This window comes from Vibrio sp. WZ-1 (genome assembly GCF_052037695.1).
GTDB lineage: Bacteria > Pseudomonadota > Gammaproteobacteria > Enterobacterales > Vibrionaceae > Vibrio.
In genome coordinates this window covers 126,716-150,173 of the sequence record NZ_JBQEQR010000061.1, presented here as the reverse complement: position 1 = coordinate 150,173, position 23,458 = coordinate 126,716, and the positions used below count along the sequence as shown (strand labels likewise).

Annotated in this window: 20 protein-coding genes; 8 read left to right on the top strand and 12 right to left on the bottom strand. The window is 44.7% G+C overall.

Annotated elements, in window-relative coordinates; translation table 11 throughout:
- Window positions 1-13: 13 nt before the first annotated feature.
- The 5 genes from ACTS60_RS06645 to moeA form a co-directional block, all read right to left on the bottom strand.
- The gene (locus tag ACTS60_RS06645; RefSeq protein WP_440887596.1) at window positions 14-847 is read right to left on the bottom strand and encodes a sulfurtransferase; all 834 of its coding nucleotides are present in this window, start codon (window positions 845-847) and stop codon (window positions 14-16) included.
- 457 nt (window positions 848-1,304) lie between these two features.
- Window positions 1,305-1,736, bottom strand: a complete 432-nt coding sequence (locus ACTS60_RS06640; protein WP_440887595.1) for a hypothetical protein — start codon at window positions 1,734-1,736, stop codon at window positions 1,305-1,307.
- An 11-nt stretch (window positions 1,737-1,747) separates the two neighbouring features.
- Window positions 1,748-3,862, bottom strand: coding sequence for an LruC domain-containing protein (locus tag ACTS60_RS06635; protein WP_440887594.1), 2,115 nt, complete (start codon window positions 3,860-3,862; stop codon window positions 1,748-1,750).
- A 172-nt stretch (window positions 3,863-4,034) separates the two neighbouring features.
- Complete coding sequence (gene moeB, locus ACTS60_RS06630) at window positions 4,035-4,784, bottom strand: molybdopterin-synthase adenylyltransferase MoeB (protein ID WP_440887593.1); 750 nt, start codon at window positions 4,782-4,784, stop codon at window positions 4,035-4,037.
- Window positions 4,785-4,793: 9 nt separating this feature from the next.
- The gene (moeA, locus tag ACTS60_RS06625; protein WP_440887592.1) at window positions 4,794-6,029 is read right to left on the bottom strand and encodes a molybdopterin molybdotransferase MoeA; all 1,236 of its coding nucleotides are present in this window, start codon (window positions 6,027-6,029) and stop codon (window positions 4,794-4,796) included.
- A gap of 553 nt (window positions 6,030-6,582) precedes the next feature.
- On the opposite strand from moeA, the gene folE reads away from it, so the two are divergent.
- Window positions 6,583-7,236, top strand: a complete 654-nt coding sequence (gene folE, locus ACTS60_RS06620) for a GTP cyclohydrolase I FolE (RefSeq protein ID WP_005373478.1) — start codon at window positions 6,583-6,585, stop codon at window positions 7,234-7,236.
- Between the two features lie 43 nt (window positions 7,237-7,279).
- Here folE and ACTS60_RS06615 read toward each other — a convergent pair whose 3' ends face one another.
- Both ACTS60_RS06615 and clcA read right to left on the bottom strand, forming a co-directional pair.
- Window positions 7,280-8,227, bottom strand: coding sequence for a TDT family transporter (locus tag ACTS60_RS06615; protein ID WP_440887591.1), 948 nt, complete (start codon window positions 8,225-8,227; stop codon window positions 7,280-7,282).
- Window positions 8,228-8,456: 229 nt separating this feature from the next.
- Complete coding sequence (gene clcA / locus ACTS60_RS06610; RefSeq protein ID WP_440887590.1) at window positions 8,457-9,863, bottom strand: H(+)/Cl(-) exchange transporter ClcA; 1,407 nt, start codon at window positions 9,861-9,863, stop codon at window positions 8,457-8,459.
- Between the two features lie 630 nt (window positions 9,864-10,493).
- On the opposite strand from clcA, the gene ACTS60_RS06605 reads away from it, so the two are divergent.
- Window positions 10,494-11,054 (top strand): hypothetical protein, encoded by a 561-nt coding sequence (locus ACTS60_RS06605; RefSeq protein WP_440887589.1) that lies wholly within the window; start codon window positions 10,494-10,496, stop codon window positions 11,052-11,054.
- On the opposite strand, the gene ACTS60_RS06600 is transcribed toward ACTS60_RS06605, so the two are convergent.
- Window positions 11,051-11,470, bottom strand: a complete 420-nt coding sequence (locus ACTS60_RS06600; protein WP_440887588.1) for a helix-turn-helix domain-containing protein — start codon at window positions 11,468-11,470, stop codon at window positions 11,051-11,053. The two genes, ACTS60_RS06605 and ACTS60_RS06600, sit on opposite strands and share 4 nt — an antisense overlap.
- A gap of 96 nt (window positions 11,471-11,566) precedes the next feature.
- Between ACTS60_RS06600 and ACTS60_RS06595 the strand changes: the two genes are divergently transcribed.
- On the top strand, window positions 11,567-12,475 hold the full coding sequence (locus tag ACTS60_RS06595; RefSeq protein WP_440887587.1) for an aldo/keto reductase: 909 nt from the start codon (window positions 11,567-11,569) through the stop codon (window positions 12,473-12,475).
- Between the two features lie 49 nt (window positions 12,476-12,524).
- Here ACTS60_RS06595 and ACTS60_RS06590 read toward each other — a convergent pair whose 3' ends face one another.
- Window positions 12,525-12,698 (bottom strand): RNA helicase, encoded by a 174-nt coding sequence (locus ACTS60_RS06590; RefSeq protein ID WP_440887586.1) that lies wholly within the window; start codon window positions 12,696-12,698, stop codon window positions 12,525-12,527.
- Window positions 12,699-12,921: 223 nt separating this feature from the next.
- On the opposite strand from ACTS60_RS06590, the gene ACTS60_RS06585 reads away from it, so the two are divergent.
- Together ACTS60_RS06585 and pepT are read left to right on the top strand one after the other, a co-directional pair.
- A complete protein-coding gene (locus ACTS60_RS06585) occupies window positions 12,922-13,806 on the top strand; it encodes a DUF6279 family lipoprotein (protein WP_440887585.1) in 885 nt (294 codons plus the stop codon).
- A 177-nt stretch (window positions 13,807-13,983) separates the two neighbouring features.
- The gene (gene pepT / locus ACTS60_RS06580) at window positions 13,984-15,213 is read left to right on the top strand and encodes a peptidase T (protein WP_440887584.1); all 1,230 of its coding nucleotides are present in this window, start codon (window positions 13,984-13,986) and stop codon (window positions 15,211-15,213) included.
- 107 nt (window positions 15,214-15,320) lie between these two features.
- Here the strand turns inward: pepT and ACTS60_RS06575 are convergent, their stop codons facing one another.
- Complete coding sequence (locus ACTS60_RS06575) at window positions 15,321-15,779, bottom strand: dCMP deaminase family protein (protein WP_010452507.1); 459 nt, start codon at window positions 15,777-15,779, stop codon at window positions 15,321-15,323.
- A 340-nt stretch (window positions 15,780-16,119) separates the two neighbouring features.
- Here ACTS60_RS06575 and vmeY point away from each other — a divergent pair, with 340 nt between their 5' ends.
- Entirely contained in the window at window positions 16,120-17,247 is a 1,128-nt protein-coding gene (gene vmeY, locus ACTS60_RS06570) for a multidrug efflux RND transporter periplasmic adaptor subunit VmeY (RefSeq protein WP_440887583.1), read from the top strand.
- An 8-nt stretch (window positions 17,248-17,255) separates the two neighbouring features.
- Complete coding sequence (gene vmeZ, locus ACTS60_RS06565) at window positions 17,256-20,408, top strand: multidrug efflux RND transporter permease subunit VmeZ (RefSeq protein ID WP_440887582.1); 3,153 nt, start codon at window positions 17,256-17,258, stop codon at window positions 20,406-20,408.
- 96 nt (window positions 20,409-20,504) lie between these two features.
- Here the strand turns inward: vmeZ and ACTS60_RS06560 are convergent, their stop codons facing one another.
- Window positions 20,505-22,274: a methyl-accepting chemotaxis protein gene (locus ACTS60_RS06560; protein WP_440887581.1), complete on the bottom strand. Its 1,770-nt coding sequence runs from the start codon at window positions 22,272-22,274 to the stop codon at window positions 20,505-20,507.
- 78 nt (window positions 22,275-22,352) lie between these two features.
- Entirely contained in the window at window positions 22,353-22,766 is a 414-nt protein-coding gene (gene arfB, locus ACTS60_RS06555) for an alternative ribosome rescue aminoacyl-tRNA hydrolase ArfB (RefSeq protein WP_440887580.1), read from the bottom strand.
- Between the two features lie 77 nt (window positions 22,767-22,843).
- On the opposite strand from arfB, the gene ACTS60_RS06550 reads away from it, so the two are divergent.
- Window positions 22,844-23,446, top strand: a complete 603-nt coding sequence (locus ACTS60_RS06550) for a beta-phosphoglucomutase family hydrolase (protein WP_440887579.1) — start codon at window positions 22,844-22,846, stop codon at window positions 23,444-23,446.
- The last annotated feature ends 12 nt before the right edge of the window (window positions 23,447-23,458 follow it).

The window sequence follows — 23,458 nt, the reverse complement described above, 5'->3', positions numbered from 1 at the left end:
CTTCTTATTTATTTTATTCGCATTTTATTGGCAGAGAGGTATCTGCGCCCCATTCTGTCCAAGAGCCATCATATATGGAGAGTCTACCAAGCCCTATTTCATGAGCTGCAAGCAATAGAATGCATGCCGTTACGCCAGAACCACAACTGAACACCAATGGCTTGCTAGTATCTAAATCTAGCTCTACAAATGTTTCTCTCAGCTCTTCAAGCGGTTTAAAAGCTCCATTATTGAGAAGGCGACCAAACGGCAAATTTATTGAATGTGGTATGTGACCACTGCGTAAACCTTCTCTTGGTTCAGGCACTTCCCCATAAAAACGAGCTTGGGATCGCGCGTCTAGAATATTGGCAGATTGCTCTGTTGAAAATTTGAGTACTTCTGCCGCGGAGATAAATGCAGATGCGTTGTTTTTGGCCAGAAAACTGCCACCGCCTTGCGGTTCATTAAGTTGCTTAACTGTTTCAAATCCTGCTTCAATCCAAGCAGGTAATCCTCCATTTAACACTAATACATTTGTTGCCCCCATCGCGGACAACATCCACCATGCTCGAGGTGATGCGAGTGTTCCGGAGTTGTCATAAACAACGATACAATCGCTGTTATTTAGTCCTAGCGCTCGAGCTTTTTGTTGAAATAGCGTTGCGCTGGGCATCATATGAGGTAGGTCTGAATTGAGTGCACAAAAGTCATGGTCGTAATCAAATCGTATCGATCCTGCTATCCATTGTTCAGTTATTTTTGGTGCTTCTGAAGGTATCTGGAAAGTGATGCTAGCATCTAGGATTTTTACCGATCTGGTTTCTATTAACTCTTTAAGTTGGATTGCTGAAATCAGATTACTCATTTTGTAAACCTATCTTTTTAAAGGGGCAGTGAGATTATATGAATGTATTCGTAACTATTCGTATCGGCAGCTTAGAAACTTGAAATGCGTAGCAGAAAACAACCTAGACGTTACCTCGAAAGAGGCGTTTGTCCCTACCGGGCAATCTGAAGATGGTGGTACTGATATTCTTTGCTGACCATATTGCTCGGAATATACCACTAAGTATCGCCTATGGCCGTCCAGAGATTGCGTTAATGTGTTACTCACTACCTTCATCGCCACTGCCTTTTGCTGGTTTTCAGTTTCGCTAAATAGCAAAATCACTAGCAATGCGAAGGTTAACGCCAGAAACGAATAAATGTATATTTTTGCGTTATCCATTTATGCCCTTGCTTTTTACATCACCTCTTTGTTTTACAACAAAAAAAGCGCACTATCAAAGTGATAATGCGCTTTAGATCACCATTTGAGCAATTTAAAGCACCCAGTTGGTGTCTTCGTTAATAATGACTTTTTGCAGTGGTTGAGTCTGATCGAGCAACCAAATTTCTACTAATAACGGCCCTTGGCTATCTGATGTTGAATATCGAAGGTTGGCGGTGCCTTGCTCGAGTGAAACGGATGCTATAACACTGTTGTAGTCTGCTATATAGCGGTCAGTGCCGTCACTCTCAAAATTTGTATAGACAGTCAAGTGCGCTCTATTAGTTGAGTAGTTGCTTATATCTACGCTTAACGTCCCGTTAACCACAGGGTTATAATCAAACCCGTCCGGTACCTCAAGCGCTTGCATTGTTGGGGCTGTAACAGGAGTCGGTGCAGGTGGTGGTGTAGAACTACCGCCACTATCACCGCCGCCGCATGCAGAAAGTAATAGCATGGTGATTAGAGTAAAATAGTGTTTCATATCACGGTCTCCTATGGCGTATAACACTTATCGGCTAGAGGCGATTGATGCCAACTTGTTGATTGACTACCACCTGATTCTGCATAACCTGCAAATGAGGGGTAAGCTTCAACGAGATCGACGGTTTCTAGAGGCCATTGCCAGTTTTCGACAATGAGCAGTGCCCAGGGAAGGTTGTTTGCTGTTTTGAAGTAGGTGCCTGTTGAAGGGTTACTGGCATCTACGCCAACGCCGAACAAGTTGGCGCCATCAAACTTCTCTGTAGGGCTTTGATCTGCTAGGTGTACTTCCCACTTACGTCCCGGCTGAAAAGTAATTCCCTCACCGTGATAGGTGTTTGGAGTCGCGAATATAAACGGATCATATGGCATAGCCTGTAGGCTGCTTGTATCCACGCTGTCATGTAGGTAGATATCTAAAGTGAACGAGAATGTTGTGCTATCGTTACATCCTTCTTGAGTTCGGAAGAACTTACAGCTCGATGAAGCATATTCACTTAGGTTTTCATGAATAATAAAAATCGCATCACTAGCGTCATTCTCTAGTCCGTTACTGGTTTGCACAATGTCGTTGTACGATAAAGTGGTGATGGCCGAATTAATATCACTTCTCGATATCCCTGGTAGGCGAAATGCAAAGCCGTTGCTATAGCTCGCTCCATATGCAGCCAGATCCCCAACGATTTTAATGTTTTTTACCTCACCGCTTAAACTGGTCTCCTTGACATTAAACCTCATCACAAGATCGTTCATATCGTAGTCGGCGGTATAGGGCCAGTTATCTTCATAAGCAACGGTCGCGTAGCCACTTGCACTAGGAAAGTGCTGGATTGAGTAACCGTTATTGGTAATCGTAATGGGATGATCTTCTACCTCGCCAGATGTAGAACCTCCATCGTAGTTGAGCCCAGTTTGTTGACTAAAGCGGAAACGGCTCCAACTGTTACCAGCAGTGGCGGTCATGGATACAGTAAATGGCAAGACATTGTTGCCGGGTGCTAGAAGCTGGTCAGTGAATACATGCTCGTTTTCATCATCAAAATCACCATCACGATTCCAATCGAACCAAGCGTTCAAATAACCGGAAGTTGACGCGTTCACTGTCACAACAGATCCGACACCTGGATCAAGAGCGAAAACAAAACCCACACCATCTTCATCTGCAATCCCGACCTTGTTATCGCCTGATGGGGCAACCTGACCATCAGCGTCGCCGTCTGGCGCTAAAGGGCCCAACCAAGTTATGCCGTCTACTTCGTGGCGAGGGCCGTTAGATGCGAGTGTTGTATTGTAACTATCTGGAGCATCGCCAAAATCAATTGGATCGTCTTCATCAATAACTGGGGCATTAGCACAACGTGCACCATCGTTTTGGCTTGAGCTTGGACCGTTAGAGACAAACTCAACAGCGGGGACATTTCCCGCAGCGATGTTGGCTGCGTTGTCTGAAGATAAGTTGATACGGTAGATCTTACCGTCTTGGTTACGTGATACGTAATAGTTACCGTTGACATCGAAGTAGCCAGCGCCAAATGTACCGGTTTCACCAGTATCACCAATGGCGGTTGCACTACCATTACTAGGGTTGAATTGGTAAAGGACACCTGAATTATTATCGATACCGTAAAGCGAGCCATCGCCTGGATGGAAAGCAAAGTCCGTCAGGCTAATGCTAGCAGTTGAGGTAATTCTTACGATGCTTAATGTCGCGTAGGGATCCGAGTCTAGTGGAGATAGGTCGATAGAAAACAAGCCTTTCCCTTTGCGATACAAGTAGTAGACGTGATTGTGGACGTCACCTACGAAGAAGGTATGGTCAGTAGGTAAACCTGACACGCTCAGGGTCTCGGCTTGAAAGTCTTTACCTAGCCGAACAATTTTCTTATTTGTTGTGTCGTAGCCGTAAATATAACGGTCACTGAAATCAAAACCTACGGCGTTAATACCTGAAGCCAAACCCGTGTCGTCCTCTAAAAGAGTCGTTGAGCCAGTAACCAAATTGACGCCATAGATTTGAACCGGGGTTGATTGGAATAGATACGCTTTGCTTGGACAAGTATCGAATGGTGCTGCTTGAGCGTAAGCACTTGCCATTAGAGTCCCAAGTAACAGTGATGTCCTTTTCATGATTTACCCTCTCATTGGTTCGTAATATATGCAATGAAAGGAATGTGCCAGGTCTAACTGATTGTTTTTGCGGAAAGTGGGGGCTTTGAATGTGATGTTTTGAATTATGATTATCAAAATGAGAAAAAGCCCAACACGCGGCTGGGCTTTTTAGGAATGATTGGTTATAGCACTAACCACAAACCGGGCAGGTTGGCATTTTCATCAGATTCATTTCTCGCCAAGACATGCTGAGCGCATCAAGAATAAGAATTTTACCTTTCTTTGGTTCCCCGTAGTTAGCAATCACTTTAATCGCTTCCATCGCTTGGACTGCACCGACAATACCGACAACAGGTGCCATTACTCCGGCTTCAACACAGCTGAGCGCGCCGTTGCCAAATAGAGCGCTTAAGCACTGGTAGCATGGTTGTGCTGGGTCATCGTAAGTAAACACACTCACTTGGCCTTCCATACGAATGGCCGCACCTGAAATTAGCGGTGTTTTGGTCTCAAAACACAAGCGGTTAAGTTGATTACGTGTGTCTACATTATCTGATGCATCGACAACGATAGTGTGCAGTTCGATGAGCGCTTTGAGCTCTGCATCATCAAGACGCTTTGCGATGGTATGTACAATGATGTGCGGGTTAAGTTCGCGTAGTGCATCTGCCGCTGAGTCTATCTTCTTACGACCAATATCCGCATCGTGGTGCAGCACTTGGCGCTGAAGGTTAGACAACTCGACGATATCATCATCAATCAGTGTGATTTTACCGACACCAGCAGTCGCCAAATATTGGCTTGATGCGCAGCCTAAACCGCCAGCTCCAAGCATCAATACCGATGCTTGTTTGAGTGCTTCTTGCCCATCAAAGTCAAACTGACGAAGAATGATTTGGCGGTTGTAACGCAGCATTTCCTGATCGGAAAGAATATCCACAACGACTTCCTAGTAAAGGGTTGAGTTGAATAGTTGAATCTGAACCGTTTCGCCCACTTCAACTCGGCCGCGTTCGCGTTCCAATACAACAAAACAGTTCGCTAGGCTCATTGAGCGGAATGCGCCAGAGCTTTGGTTTCCGGTTGTTTCGACCACAAACTTGCCATCTTCTAATGTGTAGATACCACGTTGGTAATCGGTACGACCTGGCGCTTTCTTAAAAGCGGTTTTGGTTGTTGCTGGAATAGACTCAGGTGCTTTCCATTCTGTATGGCCTGCAAGTTTTGCCAGCATTGGTTGAACAAGCACGTACATGGTTAGCACGGCAGAAACCGGGTTACCCGGCAGCCCGCAGAACCAAGCAGTACTTAGCTTACCAAATGCGAAAGGTTTACCCGGCTTGATTGCGAGTTTCCAGAAGCCAATTTCACCAAGCTCTTCAAGAATGTCTTTGGTGTAATCCGCTTCGCCGACGCTGACGCCGCCAGAGGTAACAACGACATCAGCCAACGTTTGCGCTTGTTCAAAGGTCGCTTTCAGAGTCTCTGGGCAATCTGGAATGATGCCAAGATCAATCGCCTCACAACCGAAGTTCTCGATAAGCGGTTTAATGCCGTAACGGTTGCTGTCGTAGATTTGACCTTCTTCTAGCGGTTCGCCCAATGGTTTAAGTTCATCACCTGTAGAGAAGAAAGCAACTTTGGGTTTACGTACTACAGTCACATGGCTAACGCCAAGAGACGCAATCATCGGAATATCGCGAGGTGTTAAACGCGCACCTTTTGCCAGTACGATGTCGCCTTGCTTGATGTCGTCACCTGTTGGGCGGATGTTGTTTTGTGGCTTCACGTCAGTTTGGTTGAACTGAATGCCAGCATCCGTCACTTCTGTGTTTTCTTGCATGATAACGGCATCACAACCCTCAGGGATTTTTGCGCCAGTCATGATGCGAACACAGGTACTTTGAGGCCATTCACCTTCAAAAGGTTGTCCTGCAAATGATTTACCTGCCAGAGGCAAAACAGAAGATGACTCAAGATCTTGAATGCGAATAGCGTAGCCATCCATTGCTGAGTTATCGAATGGCGGTACGTGAATAGGAGACAGGATGTCTTCTGCCAGTACAAAACCGAGTGCTTCAGCAAGTGGAAGAGAAAGCGTAGTTTGGATAGGTTTGATTCGCGATAGCATTTTGTCCATCGCTTCTTCAATTGGCATCAAGCCAGGTGCGTCGCAGCAGCCCATTGAGAAAATCCTGTGTTCTTTTGTTTTGTGGCAACTTTACCATAAAAAGGGGACTGAGTAGGGTCTGTTAATCTTTCATAGTTAAATTTTGTTCGAGATAAAATCGTTTTAGGCGAGGCAAGGAGTGTGTAGCCTAGTCATTCTAAGTAAATACTCCTTAACAAAGCATAAAACGATTTTAGACGAACCCTTTGGGCAGCGTTTGTTGGTCATTTCTACTTCGTTATCGACTTCTCATGTAGGGTAACTACACATCAAAGTCTCTGCCTAGCATAAATGCCCAACAATTCGCTGCAAAAATCAACTCGAAAGATCAACAGACCCTAAGAATGTCCACCTATAAAATATGGGTGTAATTATTCAAAAATCCGAGTATCCTTGTCAGCCATCCGAAAGGGGTAAAAAACCTGCGGAGCTCAAGAAAATCAGCTCAGTACCTACATTTGATGTGACTTGGTGTAAAGACACAAACTGAGCAGCTCAAAGCGAAAAGTATGAATGCAATTTTGGTTGGATTTGTGCAATCGGCTGAAGTAACAAAAGAGGAAGTGGAATGTCAGGTCTTAGCGAGTCAGCGAAGTTAGTAAAAGAAGCGCTAGAGCAACGTGGTTTGGAAACGCCAATGCGCCCAAACAACGTAAGCCGTGAAGAGAAGAAAGAGAAGATCGAGCACCATATGCGTGAGATCTTAGGTCTGCTTCAACTTGACCTTACTGACGATAGTCTAGAGGAAACTCCGCACCGTATCGCTAAGATGTACGTGGATGAAATCTTCTCTGGTTTGGATTACTCCAATTTCCCGAAAATCACTGTGATTGAAAATAAGATGAATGTGAGTGAGATGGTTCGTGTGAAAGACATCACAGTGACCAGTACTTGTGAACACCACCTTGTTACGATCGATGGCAAAGCAGCGGTTGCTTACATCCCACGTGGCAAAATCATTGGTCTATCTAAGATCAACCGTATCGTTCGCTTCTTTGCCCAGCGTCCACAAGTTCAAGAGCGTATGACTCAGCAAATTCTTGTCGCACTTCAAACGCTGCTTGAATCCGATGATGTAGCGGTGACGATTGACGCAACCCACTACTGCGTGAAATCTCGCGGTGTGATGGATGCAACTAGTGAAACAACAACGACAGCATTGGGTGGTATTTTCAAAAGCAATCCCGCGACACGTGCTGAGTTTCTCCACGGTTTACGCTAAGTAACCAAACACCTTTCTAGAGGATGGCAAACGCCATCCTTTTTTACGGCTGTTTTGAAGGCGTTCTGATAAGTTCTGGCCAATACATCTTAAAGTAGCCAGCAGATACCCAAACGACTAGTACAGTCGCAATGCTCAATTCGAGAAAGCCAAAGTCATGTAACCAATGCCAGTTTGGATGAGATTCAGCAAAGAAGGTTGTGAGACGATGCATTGCAATCGCACTGATCACAGAAGGGAAGGTGACTGCAGCAATAGACGGCTGGAACTTTAAGCGCATTAACCGGAAGTAACACAGGTAAATTAATAAGGTCATGGTAATCGCAATACCCGCCAGTGCGCCGGTTAGAATCGGGTCGGGTTGCGCAAAGTTGACTAGGTAAGCTGCCAGAGAAAGGTTCACAGGAGCCGCCATGATCGCCAATGTTGGGCGAGCGCGACGCGGCAGGGAGCCGAAGAATACTAAGCGATATAACACTAATGGCAGCATGAAGAAGTAAATGCCGATGCACATCATCGCTAAGGTTTCTGAAAATACGTTGTGTCCAAATTGAGATCCTGCAAGAGAAGAGCTGATTAAACCCACAGGGTACAAAAACCAGCTTGGCACGATGTTCGACATCTTGAAGTTCATGATCTGAAACCCAAAGAACAACACCATCATAGTGAAGTGCAGTAACACCGCGATAAACCACAACGGGTATGCGATGATTGGTGTAACCACCGCAAGATAGTCACACAGCATGAGTAAAGCCATGCTCATTGGAGCCATTAAGCTACCGCTCAGTGGGTGTTTGATGTCCGCCAAAAACAAACGAGGACTGGTTGCGTATTTAAGTAGTACTGGAGTAAGAAGTAGCGCACCAAGGGCGGCAAGAAATGGTCTTATCGGTTCGCCAATCTCTGGAATGTATAAAGCCCAAGCTTGTCCAAGCCCAATCATGCCTAGTGCCAATGCCGCTTGCGATGGTGGCACACTATAAAACTGCACAAGTCTTTTCCAGTTCAAAATGACTCCAGAAATGGGTGAATTACTCTAATTTGAGGCGCGAATACTAACAAGTTTAACGTGTTGTTGCCCTTAATAATGATAGGTAAATTTCGGAGAGTGGGAATTTTGTGAGTTTGGTAGGAGATTTATGTAGAAAGTTGCAAAACTACAGAATTACTGGCTCCAAACATATCTTCAAGATGAAAGATAATTTGGAGCCGATATTAACTTAAGCTTGGTTTTCAGGTAGATCTTGCTGACGTAGCTTGTCATTTTTAAGCGTACGATGTAGCAACTGGCTGTAAATCGGTTGCCCACCAAGTAACTGAGCTACAATTACTGCTCCTAAGCTGGTGATAATGAGTGGCAGGATAAGGTAGTAGTTATTGGTCATCTCAATAACGAGCAAGATACCAGTGATTGGAGCCCGCACCGTTGCAGCAAATAGAGCGCCCATACCTGCTATCGCAAAAACACCCGGTTCGATAGTCAATGACGGCAACAGCATATCTGCGCTTGCTCCAAATGCATAACCAAATAATGTACCCAGAGCTAGCATTGGTGCGAAGATACCACCTGGGGCACCAGAGCCGAAACAAAGTAGGGTGGTGATCACACGACCAACAAACAGCATGACGAGAATTGAAACAGAGTAGTTACCGTTGGTAATGTCTGGAATAAGTCCAATACCACCACCGGTTAACTGAGGTACGTAAAGAAGAAGCAAGCCAAATACACCACCCAAAATTGTCCCTGTGATTAAGTAGCGTTTACGGTCGTTTTTATGTAACGCGACAAAGCTATCTTGGGCGATGGTGATTAGCTTATTGAAGAGCACGCCAAATACACCGAATAAAGAACCTAGTAGCAAGAACAACCATAGTGATTGTAATTCTGGCGATTGGTATTGCGGCATGGTGATAACAGCTTCTTGGCCATTGATGGCGCGAAATACAATGTTTGCCATGATAGCCGAGATGATTACCGCTCGAATGGAAATTAATGAGTAGCGAAATTGAGGGCGCATCTCCTCAACCACGAACATAATGCCTGCTAACGGTGCGTTAAACGCAGCAGCCAAACCACCAGCTGCACCGGATGCGAGTAGAGAGTGGCGAGTATCGTCGTCTTTAACTCGGAAGATATCGGTAACCATGCGACCAACCGCACCACCCATTTGTACTGTCGGACCTTCACGACCCAAAACCATACCCGAGCCAAGTGCACCCATACCGCCAAAGAACTTCACTGGAATAACTCGCCACCAACGAACTGGGCGAATGTTATCCATCGCCCCTTCGATCTCAGGAATGCCTGAACCCGATGCTTCTGGTGCGAAACGGTGAACTAGGTAGTAGCCAATGAATGCTAATGCAGCACTGATCAGAATAGCCGCGAGCCACAAAGGCAGTACACTGCCGATCTCACTTTTTAGCCATTCAGTACGGGTTTCAGAGACAAAGTGAACAGCAATCTCAAAGTAAGTGCCGACAAGACCTGCTAACGTACCAACAATTGCAGCCATAAAAAGGACAGAAAAAGAGGTTGGCGTTGACCCTCGAGAGACAAACTGGTTAATCGCATCTTTAGGCACGTGCGCTAACACAGATTTCACAATTCTCTCGCGTTTGGTCATTAACAGATTCTCCTGAAAGTATGATTTGAAGGAACGAAAGAAATTATACGCTGACGAGAGTCTAGACCTAATCAGTAAAGATGCAATTTAGCTTTCCACTATTGAGCTGTTCTAGTGTCTCTTATAAAAGTATTGGCAAATACTGTGCTATTGGTCCCATATATTTCGACATTAATTCATTGAGAAACTTGTTTTCTGAGAAAAATGAACCATGCTTTAAGTGTAAAGCAACATGACTGCTTAATAAGGAGGGATGTGAGGTTTTACACACAATTTGGATGGATTCAAACCCTACAGAAATTCCTCGTATAATGGTCGGGATGCATCAGTAGACTTCCCAACTCGCATACTCACGATTGAGTCACGAGGCAGAGGCGCACGCAGAAGTGCGCCTTTTTAATGTTATGTCGCAACAGCCTTAAAAAACTGAACGAAGTGTGAATGATTCAAAGCCCGTAATGTCCGCAGTTGTGTCGCGGTTCTTACGTGATAGATTACCAATTTACGGCTTGATACAAAAATAAGCGGGTTAGGCGGTCCGCTTTTTTGTTGTAAAAATCGACCTTTATCCTTGCATCTTGACTCTCTTACACTAACTATAAGACTTTCAAGTCTCGCTCAAGAACAATAATGCTACGTGTTTTGCTTTTTACACTTCTCTCTTTTAGTCCTCTTTCCAAAACCGCATACGCCCAAGAGCAGTGGTGGCATACCATCCTATCTGATGCCCCAATTTCTAAAGTTAAGCAAGCTATAGAGGATGGCGGTATCTGGTATGACTGTGAAGTGCACCAGCAAGATGTGGCGCTCTGTTTGGATGATTTTCACTATTACCACCAACGTCTCTATGGTGAGTCGATTTTAAAATTAGAAGAAATTCGCTTTTCCTTTTTGACTGACTATCAGGCACAGAATTTAAATGAATTGATTCTCAATTTAAGAAAAGATGGGCTGGTACTTACGCGAGTTGAAATTCAAGGCGAGCTATATGATGTCGAAGAGAGTTTGAAAGGCAATTTATCTCGCACGGTAGACAAAGAGCTTGTTCTCTTCATCAACAGTTATTCGCAGAAAGCGCCACGCAGCATGAGTTGGGTTTTAGCTGAAGATTTTGATGCGCCAAAGCCAAGATTAACAGTTACATTAAACAGCGATGGCGAGATGATTGAGCTAAAGGTTATTCGTTTCTAAACCGAAGAAACTTCAGCTTTGTTTTCGTGGTGTAGAGCGAGAAACGTAGCCATTGCAGATTCATCCAAAAAACCATCTGACTTTTTATGCGTGCGAAGATACTGATAACCCGCAACCAATTTGCGGTGTTGTGCTTCTTCTGCCTCAGAAATCATTCCATTCATCACATGTTGGTAGGCGAGTTTGTAAGCCTCCATATCTACGACTTCTGCTTGGCGATATAAGTAACCACAGCCAGTCGCTAGCCACTCTAGTGAACAGTTTGCTCGCATCGCGATTTGGTTAGCTTTGGTTAGGCTTGGTTCACTTCCTTTAAGGTATTTTCGGATTAAAGCTTCGGATACATCGACGCGTCGAGCGAAACCGCTGACACTTTCTTCACCAATCAAGGTGGCGAGTCGTTGGGCAAAAGACATATTTCGTACTCCAGTTCGAATTGCGAAAGTTTACCCGTTGAGCGAACGGTAAAACAAGACTAGGATGGAAGCAGATTAAGAAAAGGAGAGAAACCCATGGTTGCAAAAGTAGTGACTGCACCAAACGGTCCAGAGTTTTCTGAACTGGTTCAAGGATATTGGCGTGCAGTAGATTGGGGTATGACGGCGCAAGAACGTTTGTCATTCCTAAAGCAACACATTGAGTTAGGTATTACGACGGTCGATCATGCGGACATCTACGGTAACTATGAATGTGAAGCGCTGTTTGGTGAAGCATTAGCACTGGATAAAAGCGTTCGTGAGCAAATTCAGATCGTGACCAAATGCGACATCAACTTGTGTGGCGAGAAAACGCCAGAGCGTAAGATAAACCATTACGACACCAGTGCAGCGCACATCTACCAATCAATAAATAACTCGCTTGAGCGTTTGAATGTTGATGAAATTGATGTGCTCTTGATTCACCGCCCTGACGTTCTAATGGATGCGGATGAGGTCGCCGAAGCATTTTCAGAGTTACATAAAGTCGGTAAGGTGAAACACTTTGGTGTCTCTAACTTTACACCTCGTCAATTTGAACTTTTGCAATCACGTTTGGGTAAGCCACTTGTAACTAATCAAGTGGAAATCAACCCTCTAAACTTCGAAGTTGCGCATGACGGCACACTAGACCAGATGCAAACTTTACGAGTGCGCCCGATGGCTTGGTCATGCTTAGGTGGTGGTTCAATCTTTACGGGGGACACAGAGCAAGCCGTTCGTGTTCGTAATGAGTTAGAAGCTATTCGTGAAGAAGTCGGTGCGAATAGTATTGATGAAGTAATTTACGCGTGGGTACGCCGATTACCTTCGAAGCCTATGCCTATTATAGGTTCTGGTAAGATTGAACGAGTTCACTCGGCAGTCAATGCGCTCAATATCGAATTAACGCGTGAACAGTGGTACCGCGTTTGGGTCGCTTCAAAAGGACATGGCGTGCCATAGGGCTTATCAATATCAAAAAGCCAGCGTTATGCTGGCTTTTTAATGTCACTTACTCATCCGGGCGAATAGAATATAAGTCGCTATTGTGCTTCCCGCAATCCAAATAGTATTCATGCGCAGCTTTTTTGTTGTCCGCTACCACCCTCATACTATATATCTTTCCTTGTTCGAAGTAACGAATCTCATACTCAACACTGGTATCCAGTTGCTCAGCAGCAGCCATGGTACTCCTCCATAAACTAATCTGATGTAATTTAAGCAAATTATATGCCAGATAGGCGCATTGTTTTTGAATGTATTCAGAGTGAATCTTGTACGTATATTTTAACTTGTTCGTATAAACGTGAACGAAACGTTAAAAAATGACGCTATATTATTATTAAGTGGCAAGTCAATTTGCCGTATTGCCATCTATTTGCCACTTTGGGAAAAGTATAGGACCTAAAATGCAAAAAAGAGAACATGGATTGTTTATCAGAGCCTTAAAGAGAAGAAAGACTTGGTCTCACGTTATATTTGTCACTGTTTTGTCTACGCTGTTATTTGGTTGTGTTAAAACGTTCTTTTATAGCAATATAGATTGGTTCGTTATTGATTATATTGATGACTATGTAACTCTAGACAGAGAACAGGAGGCAATACTTGAGGATAGGATCAGCCGCTTAGCAGCGTGGCACAAAAGTGAAGAGTTGCCCCAGTATATATCTCAGCTTAAAGAGTTAGAGACATGGAATAGCCGCCTATCTCAGCAAGAAATCGAGAGTAATCGCGACGCTTTGAGATCTCATTATATGCGACTGCTTCACAAAGCCGCCCCAGATATGTTTTCTCTAAGTTTGCTACTCTCTGAAAGTCAGCAGCAAGAATTTCTCACGAATATTAAGCAGAGATATCGCAAAAAAGATGCAAAATATTTAAATAAATCAGAGCAAGAAGTGAGAGAGGTAATCTACGAATCTGCAATCGAATGGTTAGAGCAGTGGATTGGAAAACCAACGAAAGAGCAGCGTGTGAGGGTGAGGCTTTTGGCGCGAGACCTAGAGTTGAACACTGCAGAATGGCGAGAGTATCGAGGCGTTGTATACAATGAACTAGAGTCTCTTTTTCAAAGCCAAGAAGATAGGTCACGATATCAGCAAATATTCATGAGCTTAGTATTTCAGCCGGAAAACTATTATGGTCATGGAATGGATCAGAAAATCGAGCGAAATATAGAAAAGACGGATATGTTTGTTCTTGATATTGCTAAATCGATGTCTGATAAACAATGGCAACATTTTTATCGAGAAATCAGGGAGTGGCGTGAACTAGCTGAGGACTTGATGGAATGAAATAGGTGATTCTTTCACTTCAAGACTAACCTAAGATAATTAAGGAAAAACTGATTCAAAGCAATTTCTTATTGTGGCAGGAGCGTAACATGGCTCATCTAACTATGTTGGACAGAATTCGCACACAACCTAACGTCAATAGTGCGATATTCTTTGCCTAGAACAATGAGAATAATTATGAAGCATTTAGTTGAAAGATTTCTTCGCTACGTCACGTTCGATACCCAATCCAACCCCTACGAAGCCGCGTGTCCAAGTTCGAATGGACAGTTAATTTTTGCTCAGCAACTTAAAAAAGAAATGGTTGAGCTTGGCTTAAGCAATGTGACGCTCAGTGACAACGGTTACCTAATGGCAACGCTCCCTTCTAACGTCGATTACGAAGTGCCGGCTATCGGTTTTATTGCGCACATGGATACCGCTCCAGATGCTTCTGGTAAAAACGTGAACCCTCAATTTATCGAAGATTACCAAGGTGGTGATATCGCGCTTGGTTTGGGTGATGAAGTGCTTTCTCCAGTACAGTACCCAGATTTGCACGAGCTTCATGGTCACAACCTAATAACAACAGATGGCACAACACTGCTTGGCGCGGATAACAAAGCTGGCATTGCTGAGATCCTGTCTGCAGTTGCTGTGTTGATTGAGAACCCAGAAATTCCTCATGGTGATATCTGTATCGGCTTCACGCCTGACGAGGAAATCGGTCGTGGTGCAGACTTGTTTGATGTTGAGAAATTCGGTGCTAAATGGGCTTACACCATCGATGGTGGTCCCCAAGGTGAGTTAGAATACGAAAACTTCAATGCAACCAGTGCGGATGTTGTTTTTCATGGCGTAAGCGTGCACCCAGGCACAGCGAAAGGCAAATTGGTTAACGCGATGAACTTGGCGGCTAAATTCCAAGTACAAATGCCAGAAGATCAAACGCCAGAAACCACAGAAGGCTACGAAGGTTTCTTCCACCTAAAATCTGGTGAACTTGGTGTGGCTCGCAGTGAGCTAGGCTACATCATTCGTGACTTTGACCGCGAAGGTCTTGAAAATCGTAAAGCCTTCATGCAGAAGTTAGTCGATGATATGAATGCCGAGCTGAAGCATGGTTCAGTTGAGCTGAAGCTAACCGACAGCTACTACAACATGCGCGAAATGGTTGAGCCATACCCACATATCATCGACTTGGCGAAACAAGCGATGGAAGAATGTGATGTAGAGCCTCTGATTAAACCAATCCGTGGTGGTACTGATGGTGCTCGTTTGTCGTTTATGGGCCTACCTTGTCCGAACATCTTTACTGGCGGTTACAATTTCCACGGTATTCATGAGTTTATCTCTGTCGAAATGATGGAGAAATCGGTGCAAGTGATCGTTAAAATAGCGGAACTCACAGCGAAGAAGCACGGCTAGTTCTGAGTTAGATGAACAAAAGCCCAGACGTTATGTCTGGGCTTATTTATTTGGTTTGGCGGAATCTAGCAAACCTGACTAAGAAATTTATCAACTCCAAAAACGGATTAACGAACGCTTTTTTCTTCGATTTCATTGATAGGCAGCCAGTTCACTTCTACACCTGCTTGGTTGAACATGTCTTGGCTCACTTGAATCTTGTCGCCCCAGCGAGATAAGAAATCTTCCGATTGCTCAGGGCAGCTTACGCGAGAAATACCAGTTTGAATGATCTTTGCGGCACAGTTTGGACAAGGGAAGTGCGTTACCCAAATCTCACAACCATCCAAATCACGTTTTGAGAATAAAATAGCATTTTCTTCCGCATGGAGTGTTTTCAGATATTTTAATTCTCTCTCATCTGTATCCACACTGTCAGAAACACCATGTGGATAGCCATTAAAGCCAACAGATACAATGCGGTTCTGCTTCGTAATTACCGCGCCAACTTGCGTAGATGGATCTTTACTCCAAGATGCCACTAACTCAGCCATTTGGTAAAAACGTTTCTCCCATTTAGAAATCATGCTTGTCCTCTTAGGTAGCAGGCGTTGAATTACTCGCATAATAACGCATTCATTCAAAAAAAATAGTCAAAACGCTAATACGAAGGTTTGCTAAGTAAAGGCTTAGTAAAAATGCTGGAAAATTAACCATATAGTCTGAGTTCCTCTGTTGTTGCTGAAAATAGATTAACACTCACACGGTTGTAACATTTGTAGGGCTATTATCACTCTGATTGCGAGTCGTTTCATACGCTTACACTTTGCAACACTTTAGATTTTTCTTCTTAAAGTTTTCGGACAAAGTCACCTGTAAGGTTAAGGTATTTTCAAATGAATCCTGTTCTATAGAGACGGTATATACATGCAAAAGAAACCACTCGTCGCACTAATGGCGGCAACAGCTATCCTCGCAGGATGCGGCGAAGCGAATAATGCCCAGCGAGGGGCACAAGCTCCTCTAGTTGTGACTCAGGATGTCACGATTATCGACTACCAACCAAGCAAGTCGTACATTGGTCGTATTGGTGCTGTAGAAGATACGAATATCACGGCACAAGTTTCAGGTTACTTAGAAGCTCGTCACTTTGCTGAAGGCCAAATGGTTGAGAAGGGGCAGTTGTTATACTCTATTGAGCCTTTTTCCTTTGAAGCGCAAGTTGCGAGTGCGAAAGCGGCACTAGCCCAAGCCAAAGCTGCGTTGAAGAAAGCAGAACTTGACCACGAGCGAGGTAAGAACCTACTCCCACGTGGCAGTATTTCACAATCTGAATTCGATGCTTTGACTGCGACGTTGTTAGGCGCTCGCGCTCAACTGGAAGCGGCGAATGCTCAGCTCAAGCTTGCAGAGGTTAACCTTTCTTATACGCAAATTCGTGCTCCTTTTAGCGGTCGAATCAGTGACAGTAAGGTGAGTACTGGTGATCTACTTTCGCCATCATCCGGCATATTGACCACATTAGTGAGCTTAGACCCTGTGCATACTTCATTCAGTGTCAGCGAGCGTGAACGTTTATCACTTGGTATGGATCGTATTAAAGGCGACGGTAGTGCTGATTCAAGTGGCGTGGAAGTTCAACTTGAGCTGGAAAATGGTGAGTTTTTTGAGCATCTAGGTCAATTGGACTTCTTAGGCAACCGAATCAATACGCAAACGGGCACGATCGCAATGCGTGCAATAGTGCCTAATCCCGAACACAAACTGCTTCCTGGTCAGCACATTAAAGTAAACCTACGTGATAAAAATGCGAAAGATGTCATCGTGATCCCTCGTCGTGCGGTACAAACTGACCTTGAGGGAGATTTTGTTATGGTGATGGCCGAAGGGAATGTAGCAGAGCGCCGCAATGTAAAGCTGGGTCCGCAGGTTGAGCAAGGCATCATTATCAGTGAAGGCCTGAAACAGAGCGATACAGTGATTACTCAAGGCCTACAACGTGTACGTAACGGTGTAGAAGTTCGCATTCAATCACCTGCTGAAAACAAACAGTAGGAGTCGCTATGCTAAGTCGTTTCTTTATTCAAAGACCGAAATTCGCACTGGTTATTTCGATCATATTGACGTTGGCAGGTGCCATCTCTCTAGCGATCTTACCTGTTGCTGAATATCCAAAAATCAGTCCGCCATCGGTGAGCGTGACGGCATTTTACACAGGTGCAAGTGCTGAGGTAGTGGAGCAGGCTATCGCAGACCCCATAGAAACCTCGGTGAATGGCGTTGAAAACATGATTTACATGTCTTCAAAGAGTGCTAACGATGGTTCATATAGCCTGAACGTTACCTTTGACGTGGGTACCGATCCAGATATGGCGCAAGTCAACGTCCAGAACCGCGTATCACAGATTGAGTCAAAGTTGCCTCAAGAAGTGCGCATGGTCGGTGTGACGGTTAAAAAACGTTCTCCTGACTTGTTAATGGTTCTGAACTTTTACTCTCCGGATGGTAAGTACGATGATCAGTTCTTGATCAACTACATCAACCTGAACGTGAAGGACCAGTTAGCGCGTGTCAAAGGTATCAGTGAAGTTAACGTAATCGGCGGTGGTGAATACGCAATGCGTGTTTGGTTAGACCCTGAGAAAATGGCTAACTTGAACATGACCACTACTGATGTTTACTCGGCGTTGGCAGAGCAAAACGTTCAAGTGGCAGCTGGTCGTATTGGTGCGGCTCCGTACAACAACCCTCAAGAAGTTCAGTTCAACTTGGTGACCAAAGGTCGTCTTGAAAGTGTGAACGAATTTGAGAATGTCGTACTGCGTGCAAACCAAGATGGCTCTACTGTCTACTTGAAAGACGTTGCACGTGTGGAACTTGGTAAGAAGTTTTACGACGGTAATGGTAAGTTCCGCGGTCAAGATGCCTCGATCGTTGCATTGTCGCTTCAATCCGATGCGAACGCATTAGAAAGTGGCCAAGCAGTAATGGACTTACTTGAGCGTCTAAGTACTAACTTCCCAGAGGGCATGGCTTACGAAACCAGTTACGATACCACCGTGTTCGTTGCTGAGTCGATTAAGGGTGTAGTTAAGACGCTAATTGAAGCCATCTTGCTGGTTATTGCGGTAACTTACCTGTTCCTAGGTAGCGCGCGAGCAACCCTAATTCCTGTTGTTGCGATTCCAGTATCGCTTATCGGTACATTTGCGATTATGCAGGCCACGGGCTTTACCATTAACACGGTAACCCTATTCGGTTTGATCCTCGCTATCGGTATCGTAGTAGATGATGCGATTCTTGTTATTGAAAACGTCGATACCACGATGGCGAACGACCCAACTATTTCACCGCGTAAAGCGACTTTGCTGGCGATGAAAGAAGTAACGGGCCCAATCATTACCTCGACCTTGGTTCTATTGGCGGTATTCCTTCCAGTTGCCATGCTTCCAGGTATTACCGGCATCATGTACCGTCAGTTCGCACTTACGATCTGTATTTCGGTTGTGATCTCGTCGATTAACGCACTGACGTTATCTCCAGCTCTGTGTTCTCTGGTACTGAAACAAGGTGGTGGTAACACAGCAAACTGGTTCCAAGCATTCAACCGTGGTCTAGAACGTGTAACCACACGCTATGGCCAAATCGCAGGCTTCCTAGTGAAGAAGTCAATGTTGCTGATTGCCTTCTTCTTTGTGGCAGTGGCGGCAGTGACTTTCTTCGCGAAGACAACATCTACGGCATTCGTACCTCAAGAAGATAAAGGTATCTTATTGGTTAACGTCCAGCTTCCAGATTCAGCGTCATTGTCTCGCACAGAAGAAGTGACCAATGAGTTGATGAAGATGGTCGGCCAAGAGCCGGGCGTAGATGGTGTAACGGTTGCGAATGGCTATTCATTTATGACTGGTGCTGCGGCGTCAAACGGTGCGTCTCTTTTCATCAAGTTGCATGACTGGGATACTCGTAACTCGTTAGATGGTGAGCATGCAGCAAATGCCATTGCTAACCGTATTAATGGCCGTGCCGCGATGGAACTGCCTCAAGCGGTTGTCTTTGCAATGGGGCCTCCGGCAGTACCGGGTATGGGCGCAGCATCGGGCTTTGAGTTCGTGCTAGAAGATACGCTTGGTCGTAGTCGTACTGATTTGTCGATGGTAATGGGTGAGATGATTCAGGCTGCTAACCAAGCGCCAGAAATCGCGTACACTTTCAGTACCTTCCGTGCAAACGTACCGCACTACTATGTCGACATCGATCGCGAGAAAGCGCAGCAGTTGGGCGTTCCACTGTCGTCAATCTTCCAGACACTTCAAGGCAACCTAGGCTCGCTATACGTGAATGACTTCACCATGTTTGGTAAGAACTTCCGTGTAACCATGCAAGCTGATAGCGAGCACCGAAGCAGCATGGAAGATCTAGAGCGCTTCCACGTTCGTTCTTCGAGTGGTGATATGGTTCCTTTGAGCACACTAGTCAGCTACGAGCAAGTGTTTGAGCCAGATGTTGCATGGCGTTACAACATGTACCGTAGTGCGATTATCCAAGGTCAGCCTGCGCCGGGTTACTCAAGTGGTGACGCGATTGCAGCAATGGAACGTGTTGCGGCTGAAGTTCTACCACAAGGCTACACGTACGAATGGACGGGTATGGCTTACCAAGAAGTGCTGGCAGGTAACCAAGCAATCTACGCGTTTGCATTGGCACTGATCTTTATTTACCTATTTATGGTTGCACAGTATGAGAGCTGGAGCATTCCTTTGGCGATTATTCTTGTGGTACCAGTAGCGACGTTGGGTTCCTTCCTCGCATTGAACTTAACCGGAACACCACTCAACCTGTACGCACAGATAGGTCTCGTCCTACTCATAGCCCTCGCGGCGAAGAACGCAATTCTAATTGTGGAATTTGCTAAGCAGGAGCGTGAAGAGAAAGACGTCGATATTAATAGTGCAGCAGTACAGGGTGGTAAGCTTCGTTTCCGTGCAGTGAACATGACGTCATGGTCGTTCATCTTGGGTATTTTCCCATTGATCTTCGCCGCAGGCGCTGGTCACGTGAGTCAGAACTCGTTGGGTATCTCTCTGATTGGCGGCCTACTATGTGTGCTGTTAGCTGGTACTTTCTTGATTCCGGGCTTCTATGCTCTCGTACAGAGACAGCGTGAGAAAATCCACGGAGGTAACACCAAGCTTGTTCCTTTAGATGATGAGTAAGCGCTGAGTTATCTCAGATAGAAAAAAGCCCGAAGCATTTGAGTGCTTCGGGCTTTTTGTTTTGCTTAAGATTAATTCAATATTGGAAAGGCTGAATTAAGCATTGCGAGTTTTAAACTCAGCTACCGCGGCATCCATGTCATGCGCTTGTGCAGAAACGCTATCTACTTCTTGTAAGCACTCTTGGGCTGAACGCATATTATTGTCAGAGATAACGTTCAGTTCAGTGATTGACTCACTCACTTGATTCATCACAATTCCTTGCTCCTCAATAGCAGAAGCGATGCGTTCTGAGTTGGCTTGGATAGAATGCATGTCGGTGATGATTTGCTGTAAGCTTGAGTCCAGTTGCTCTGAGGCATGCAGCGTTTGTTGCCCTTGGTCATTACATTGATCTATGTCTGCAACCACTGTCGACATCTGAGACTGAATATCAGAAACCACTCTTGTGATTTCTTCAGTCGATTGGTGTGTACGACTTGCAAGGGCGCGTACTTCATCAGCTACGACAGCGAACCCACGTCCTTGTTCACCAGCACGGGCTGCCTCGATAGCAGCGTTTAGAGCAAGTAGGTTAGTTTGTTCTGCAATTTCTTGAATGATATTTACTGCGCCACCAATTTTATCAACATGACTATTTAGAGATGCAATTGATTGTTGGCTGTTCGATAGGATTCCAGTTAGCTGGCCAACGTTTGTTACAGTTGACTCCACAACTTCACGTCCACTTTCTGCATTGTTAGAAGCTTGGTGAACGCCCTCTACAGCAACGGATGTACTCTGAGAGATTTCACCGATCGTCGCGACCATTTGTTGTACAGCTGTTGCCATTGAAGATGTATGGTCAGCTTGATTGTGGAACTGTTCAATAACGCCTTCAAGCTCGCGATGCATGTTATCCGTACTGGATGAAAGAACGCCTGACTTTTCTTGTGTACCTTTAATCAAAAGTTCTAACTTATCGAGTAGATCATTAAGATGATGACTGATTGATACCAGCTCGTCTTTCCCTTCTAAGGTAGAACGAATCCCCATGTCGTTAGTTTCACTGATAGACTTGATGGTAGTAAGTAAGGTTGCAACACGAGAGTTAATGGAGCGAGAAATTTGCAGTATGATCAACGCAATCATCGCTAAGATGACAACGCTTGTGCCTTGTTTTATTAGCGTCATCTTAGCTTCACGCTCTGAATAAGCCTTGGTTAAAGCACTAGAGAAATTCTTGAATTGCTCTTCAACTGCGTGAGAGGCTGAGCGAGTTTCACCAAGCAAGCCCTTGTTGTATGAAACCCCAATCAGTTGTCTTTGACTAGCAACGGCTTGAGCGGAACTAAGAAGCTCTGCATTATCGATGCTCGATACTAATGATGCATCGACCTCCCCAGATTGAACCAGTTGGTCAAACTTAAGAAGAGATAAAAGCTGCTCACTGGTTGCGTATTTCTCTGCATTTTCAAGGGCATGTGAATAGGAAGCCAATAAGCCTTGCTCGTTGTTGAGGCCAAGCTTCTTGAAAGCAGATACTAAGATTTGAAAATCTTTCTGATAGGTGAGTAAGTCTTGTTTAAATTGTTGGCTAGAAGGAAGTTGATGAGATTGTAAGATATGAGCGAGCTCATTTTCCACAATGACAAACTGCTCAACGTTTTTATCAAACTTGCCAAGATATTTGGCATTACTTCTTAATAGAAAGTCCTTTTCATTTCGACGTAAGTTTAAGAGTCTGATTTCCAAGTCGCCAACGAGTTTAATGGCGTGGTTTAGTTCTCTGCTTTGCTCAGCAAAATGTGACGAGGTACCTAAGAGGGTAATGATACCTAAAATAGCGATGATGCCCAGTGAATAGAGCTTTTGCTTAATAGTCATAACGTTAATCCTGAATAATTGACTAAAAATCGAGACCTATGCTGGTCTTTAAATGTAATGGCTCTAGCTTTTGACGTTTTAGAATGACACCTTTTTTCGGTGTTCTTTTTTGACCGCATGTTTGGTTTTATTATCTAAGCGGCGTCGTTGTGAAGCTCTTGTTGGTTTGGTTGAAATTCGCTTCTTTTGTTGATGACTCGCAGATTGAATCAGGGCAGCTAACCTATTTAGCGCGTCTTCTCGATTCTGCTCTTGTGTCCGGTACGTTTGCGCTTTAATTACCACCACGCCTTCCTTTGATATTCTACTGTCAGATATAGCGAGTAAGCGATCTTTGTAGAATTGGGGAAGTGTGGAATGATGTACGTCAAAGCGTAAATGTATCGCGGACGATACCTTATTAACGTTTTGACCGCCAGAACCTTGAGCTCTTATGGAAGTAAGTTGAATTTCCCAGTCTTGAATTGTGACGGAGTTCGAAATTTTGAGCATATTTGATAAATGCCAATAGGGGTTACTGCGATGACTGATAAATTACCATATTGAAATGTAAAAGTAGAAGAATAGAGATGAACACGATTGATTTAAGCCCCTACAAAGGCCTGATTTTTGATATGGACGGCACCTTAATTGATACCATGCCGGCGCATTTAGCGGCTTGGCAAGCAACGGCAGATCGTTTTAACTTTCCATTCCACCAAGATTGGCTTCACAGTTTAGGGGGAATGCCAAGTTTCAAAATTGTCGGTGAAGTGAACCGCCAGCATGGTTTATCTCTCGATCCTAAAGTTGTGTCGCGTTTTAAAATGGACACGTTTGCTGAAATGGAACAACACGGTGAAATCATTTCATGCACGAATATCGTTTTGGATACGCATCTTGGCAATAAGAAAATTGCAGTAGGTACAGGTAGCCAGCGTGAAAGTGCACTACGTCTATTAGCTAAAGCAGGCATCTTGAAGAAGCTTAACGCCGTGGTAACCGCGACAGATGTAGAAAACCATAAGCCGTTCCCAGATACGTTTCTAATGGCAGCAGAGCAACTCGGCCTCGGTGCAGAAGAGTGTGTTGTGTTTGAAGATACCGAACTAGGTAAAAAAGCAGCTCACGCCGCTGGAATGGATTGTGTGATGGTAGAAGGGGAAAGGCTAAAGTTCTATCCTAAGCCTTAATCCTTATTATTC

Coding starts and splice junctions, on each gene's coding strand:
- ACTS60_RS06590 (WP_440887586.1), bottom strand. CDS start 12,698: ATGGCTGCTGCTGAGCAACTGGATACCAGTGTTGAGTATGAGATTCGT.
- ACTS60_RS06635 (WP_440887594.1), bottom strand. CDS start 3,862: ATGAAAAGGACATCACTGTTACTTGGGACTCTAATGGCAAGTGCTTAC.
- pepT (WP_440887584.1), top strand. CDS start 13,984: ATGAAGCATTTAGTTGAAAGATTTCTTCGCTACGTCACGTTCGATACC.
- moeA (WP_440887592.1), bottom strand. CDS start 6,029: ATGGGCTGCTGCGACGCACCTGGCTTGATGCCAATTGAAGAAGCGATG.
- folE (WP_005373478.1), top strand. CDS start 6,583: ATGTCAGGTCTTAGCGAGTCAGCGAAGTTAGTAAAAGAAGCGCTAGAG.
- vmeY (WP_440887583.1), top strand. CDS start 16,120: ATGCAAAAGAAACCACTCGTCGCACTAATGGCGGCAACAGCTATCCTC.
- ACTS60_RS06645 (WP_440887596.1), bottom strand. CDS start 847: ATGAGTAATCTGATTTCAGCAATCCAACTTAAAGAGTTAATAGAAACC.
- ACTS60_RS06575 (WP_010452507.1), bottom strand. CDS start 15,779: ATGATTTCTAAATGGGAGAAACGTTTTTACCAAATGGCTGAGTTAGTG.
- ACTS60_RS06550 (WP_440887579.1), top strand. CDS start 22,844: ATGAACACGATTGATTTAAGCCCCTACAAAGGCCTGATTTTTGATATG.
- vmeZ (WP_440887582.1), top strand. CDS start 17,256: ATGCTAAGTCGTTTCTTTATTCAAAGACCGAAATTCGCACTGGTTATT.
- clcA (WP_440887590.1), bottom strand. CDS start 9,863: ATGACCAAACGCGAGAGAATTGTGAAATCTGTGTTAGCGCACGTGCCT.
- arfB (WP_440887580.1), bottom strand. CDS start 22,766: ATGCTCAAAATTTCGAACTCCGTCACAATTCAAGACTGGGAAATTCAA.
- ACTS60_RS06560 (WP_440887581.1), bottom strand. CDS start 22,274: ATGACTATTAAGCAAAAGCTCTATTCACTGGGCATCATCGCTATTTTA.
- ACTS60_RS06605 (WP_440887589.1), top strand. CDS start 10,494: ATGCTACGTGTTTTGCTTTTTACACTTCTCTCTTTTAGTCCTCTTTCC.
- ACTS60_RS06585 (WP_440887585.1), top strand. CDS start 12,922: ATGCAAAAAAGAGAACATGGATTGTTTATCAGAGCCTTAAAGAGAAGA.
- ACTS60_RS06600 (WP_440887588.1), bottom strand. CDS start 11,470: ATGTCTTTTGCCCAACGACTCGCCACCTTGATTGGTGAAGAAAGTGTC.
- ACTS60_RS06595 (WP_440887587.1), top strand. CDS start 11,567: ATGGTTGCAAAAGTAGTGACTGCACCAAACGGTCCAGAGTTTTCTGAA.
- ACTS60_RS06640 (WP_440887595.1), bottom strand. CDS start 1,736: ATGAAACACTATTTTACTCTAATCACCATGCTATTACTTTCTGCATGC.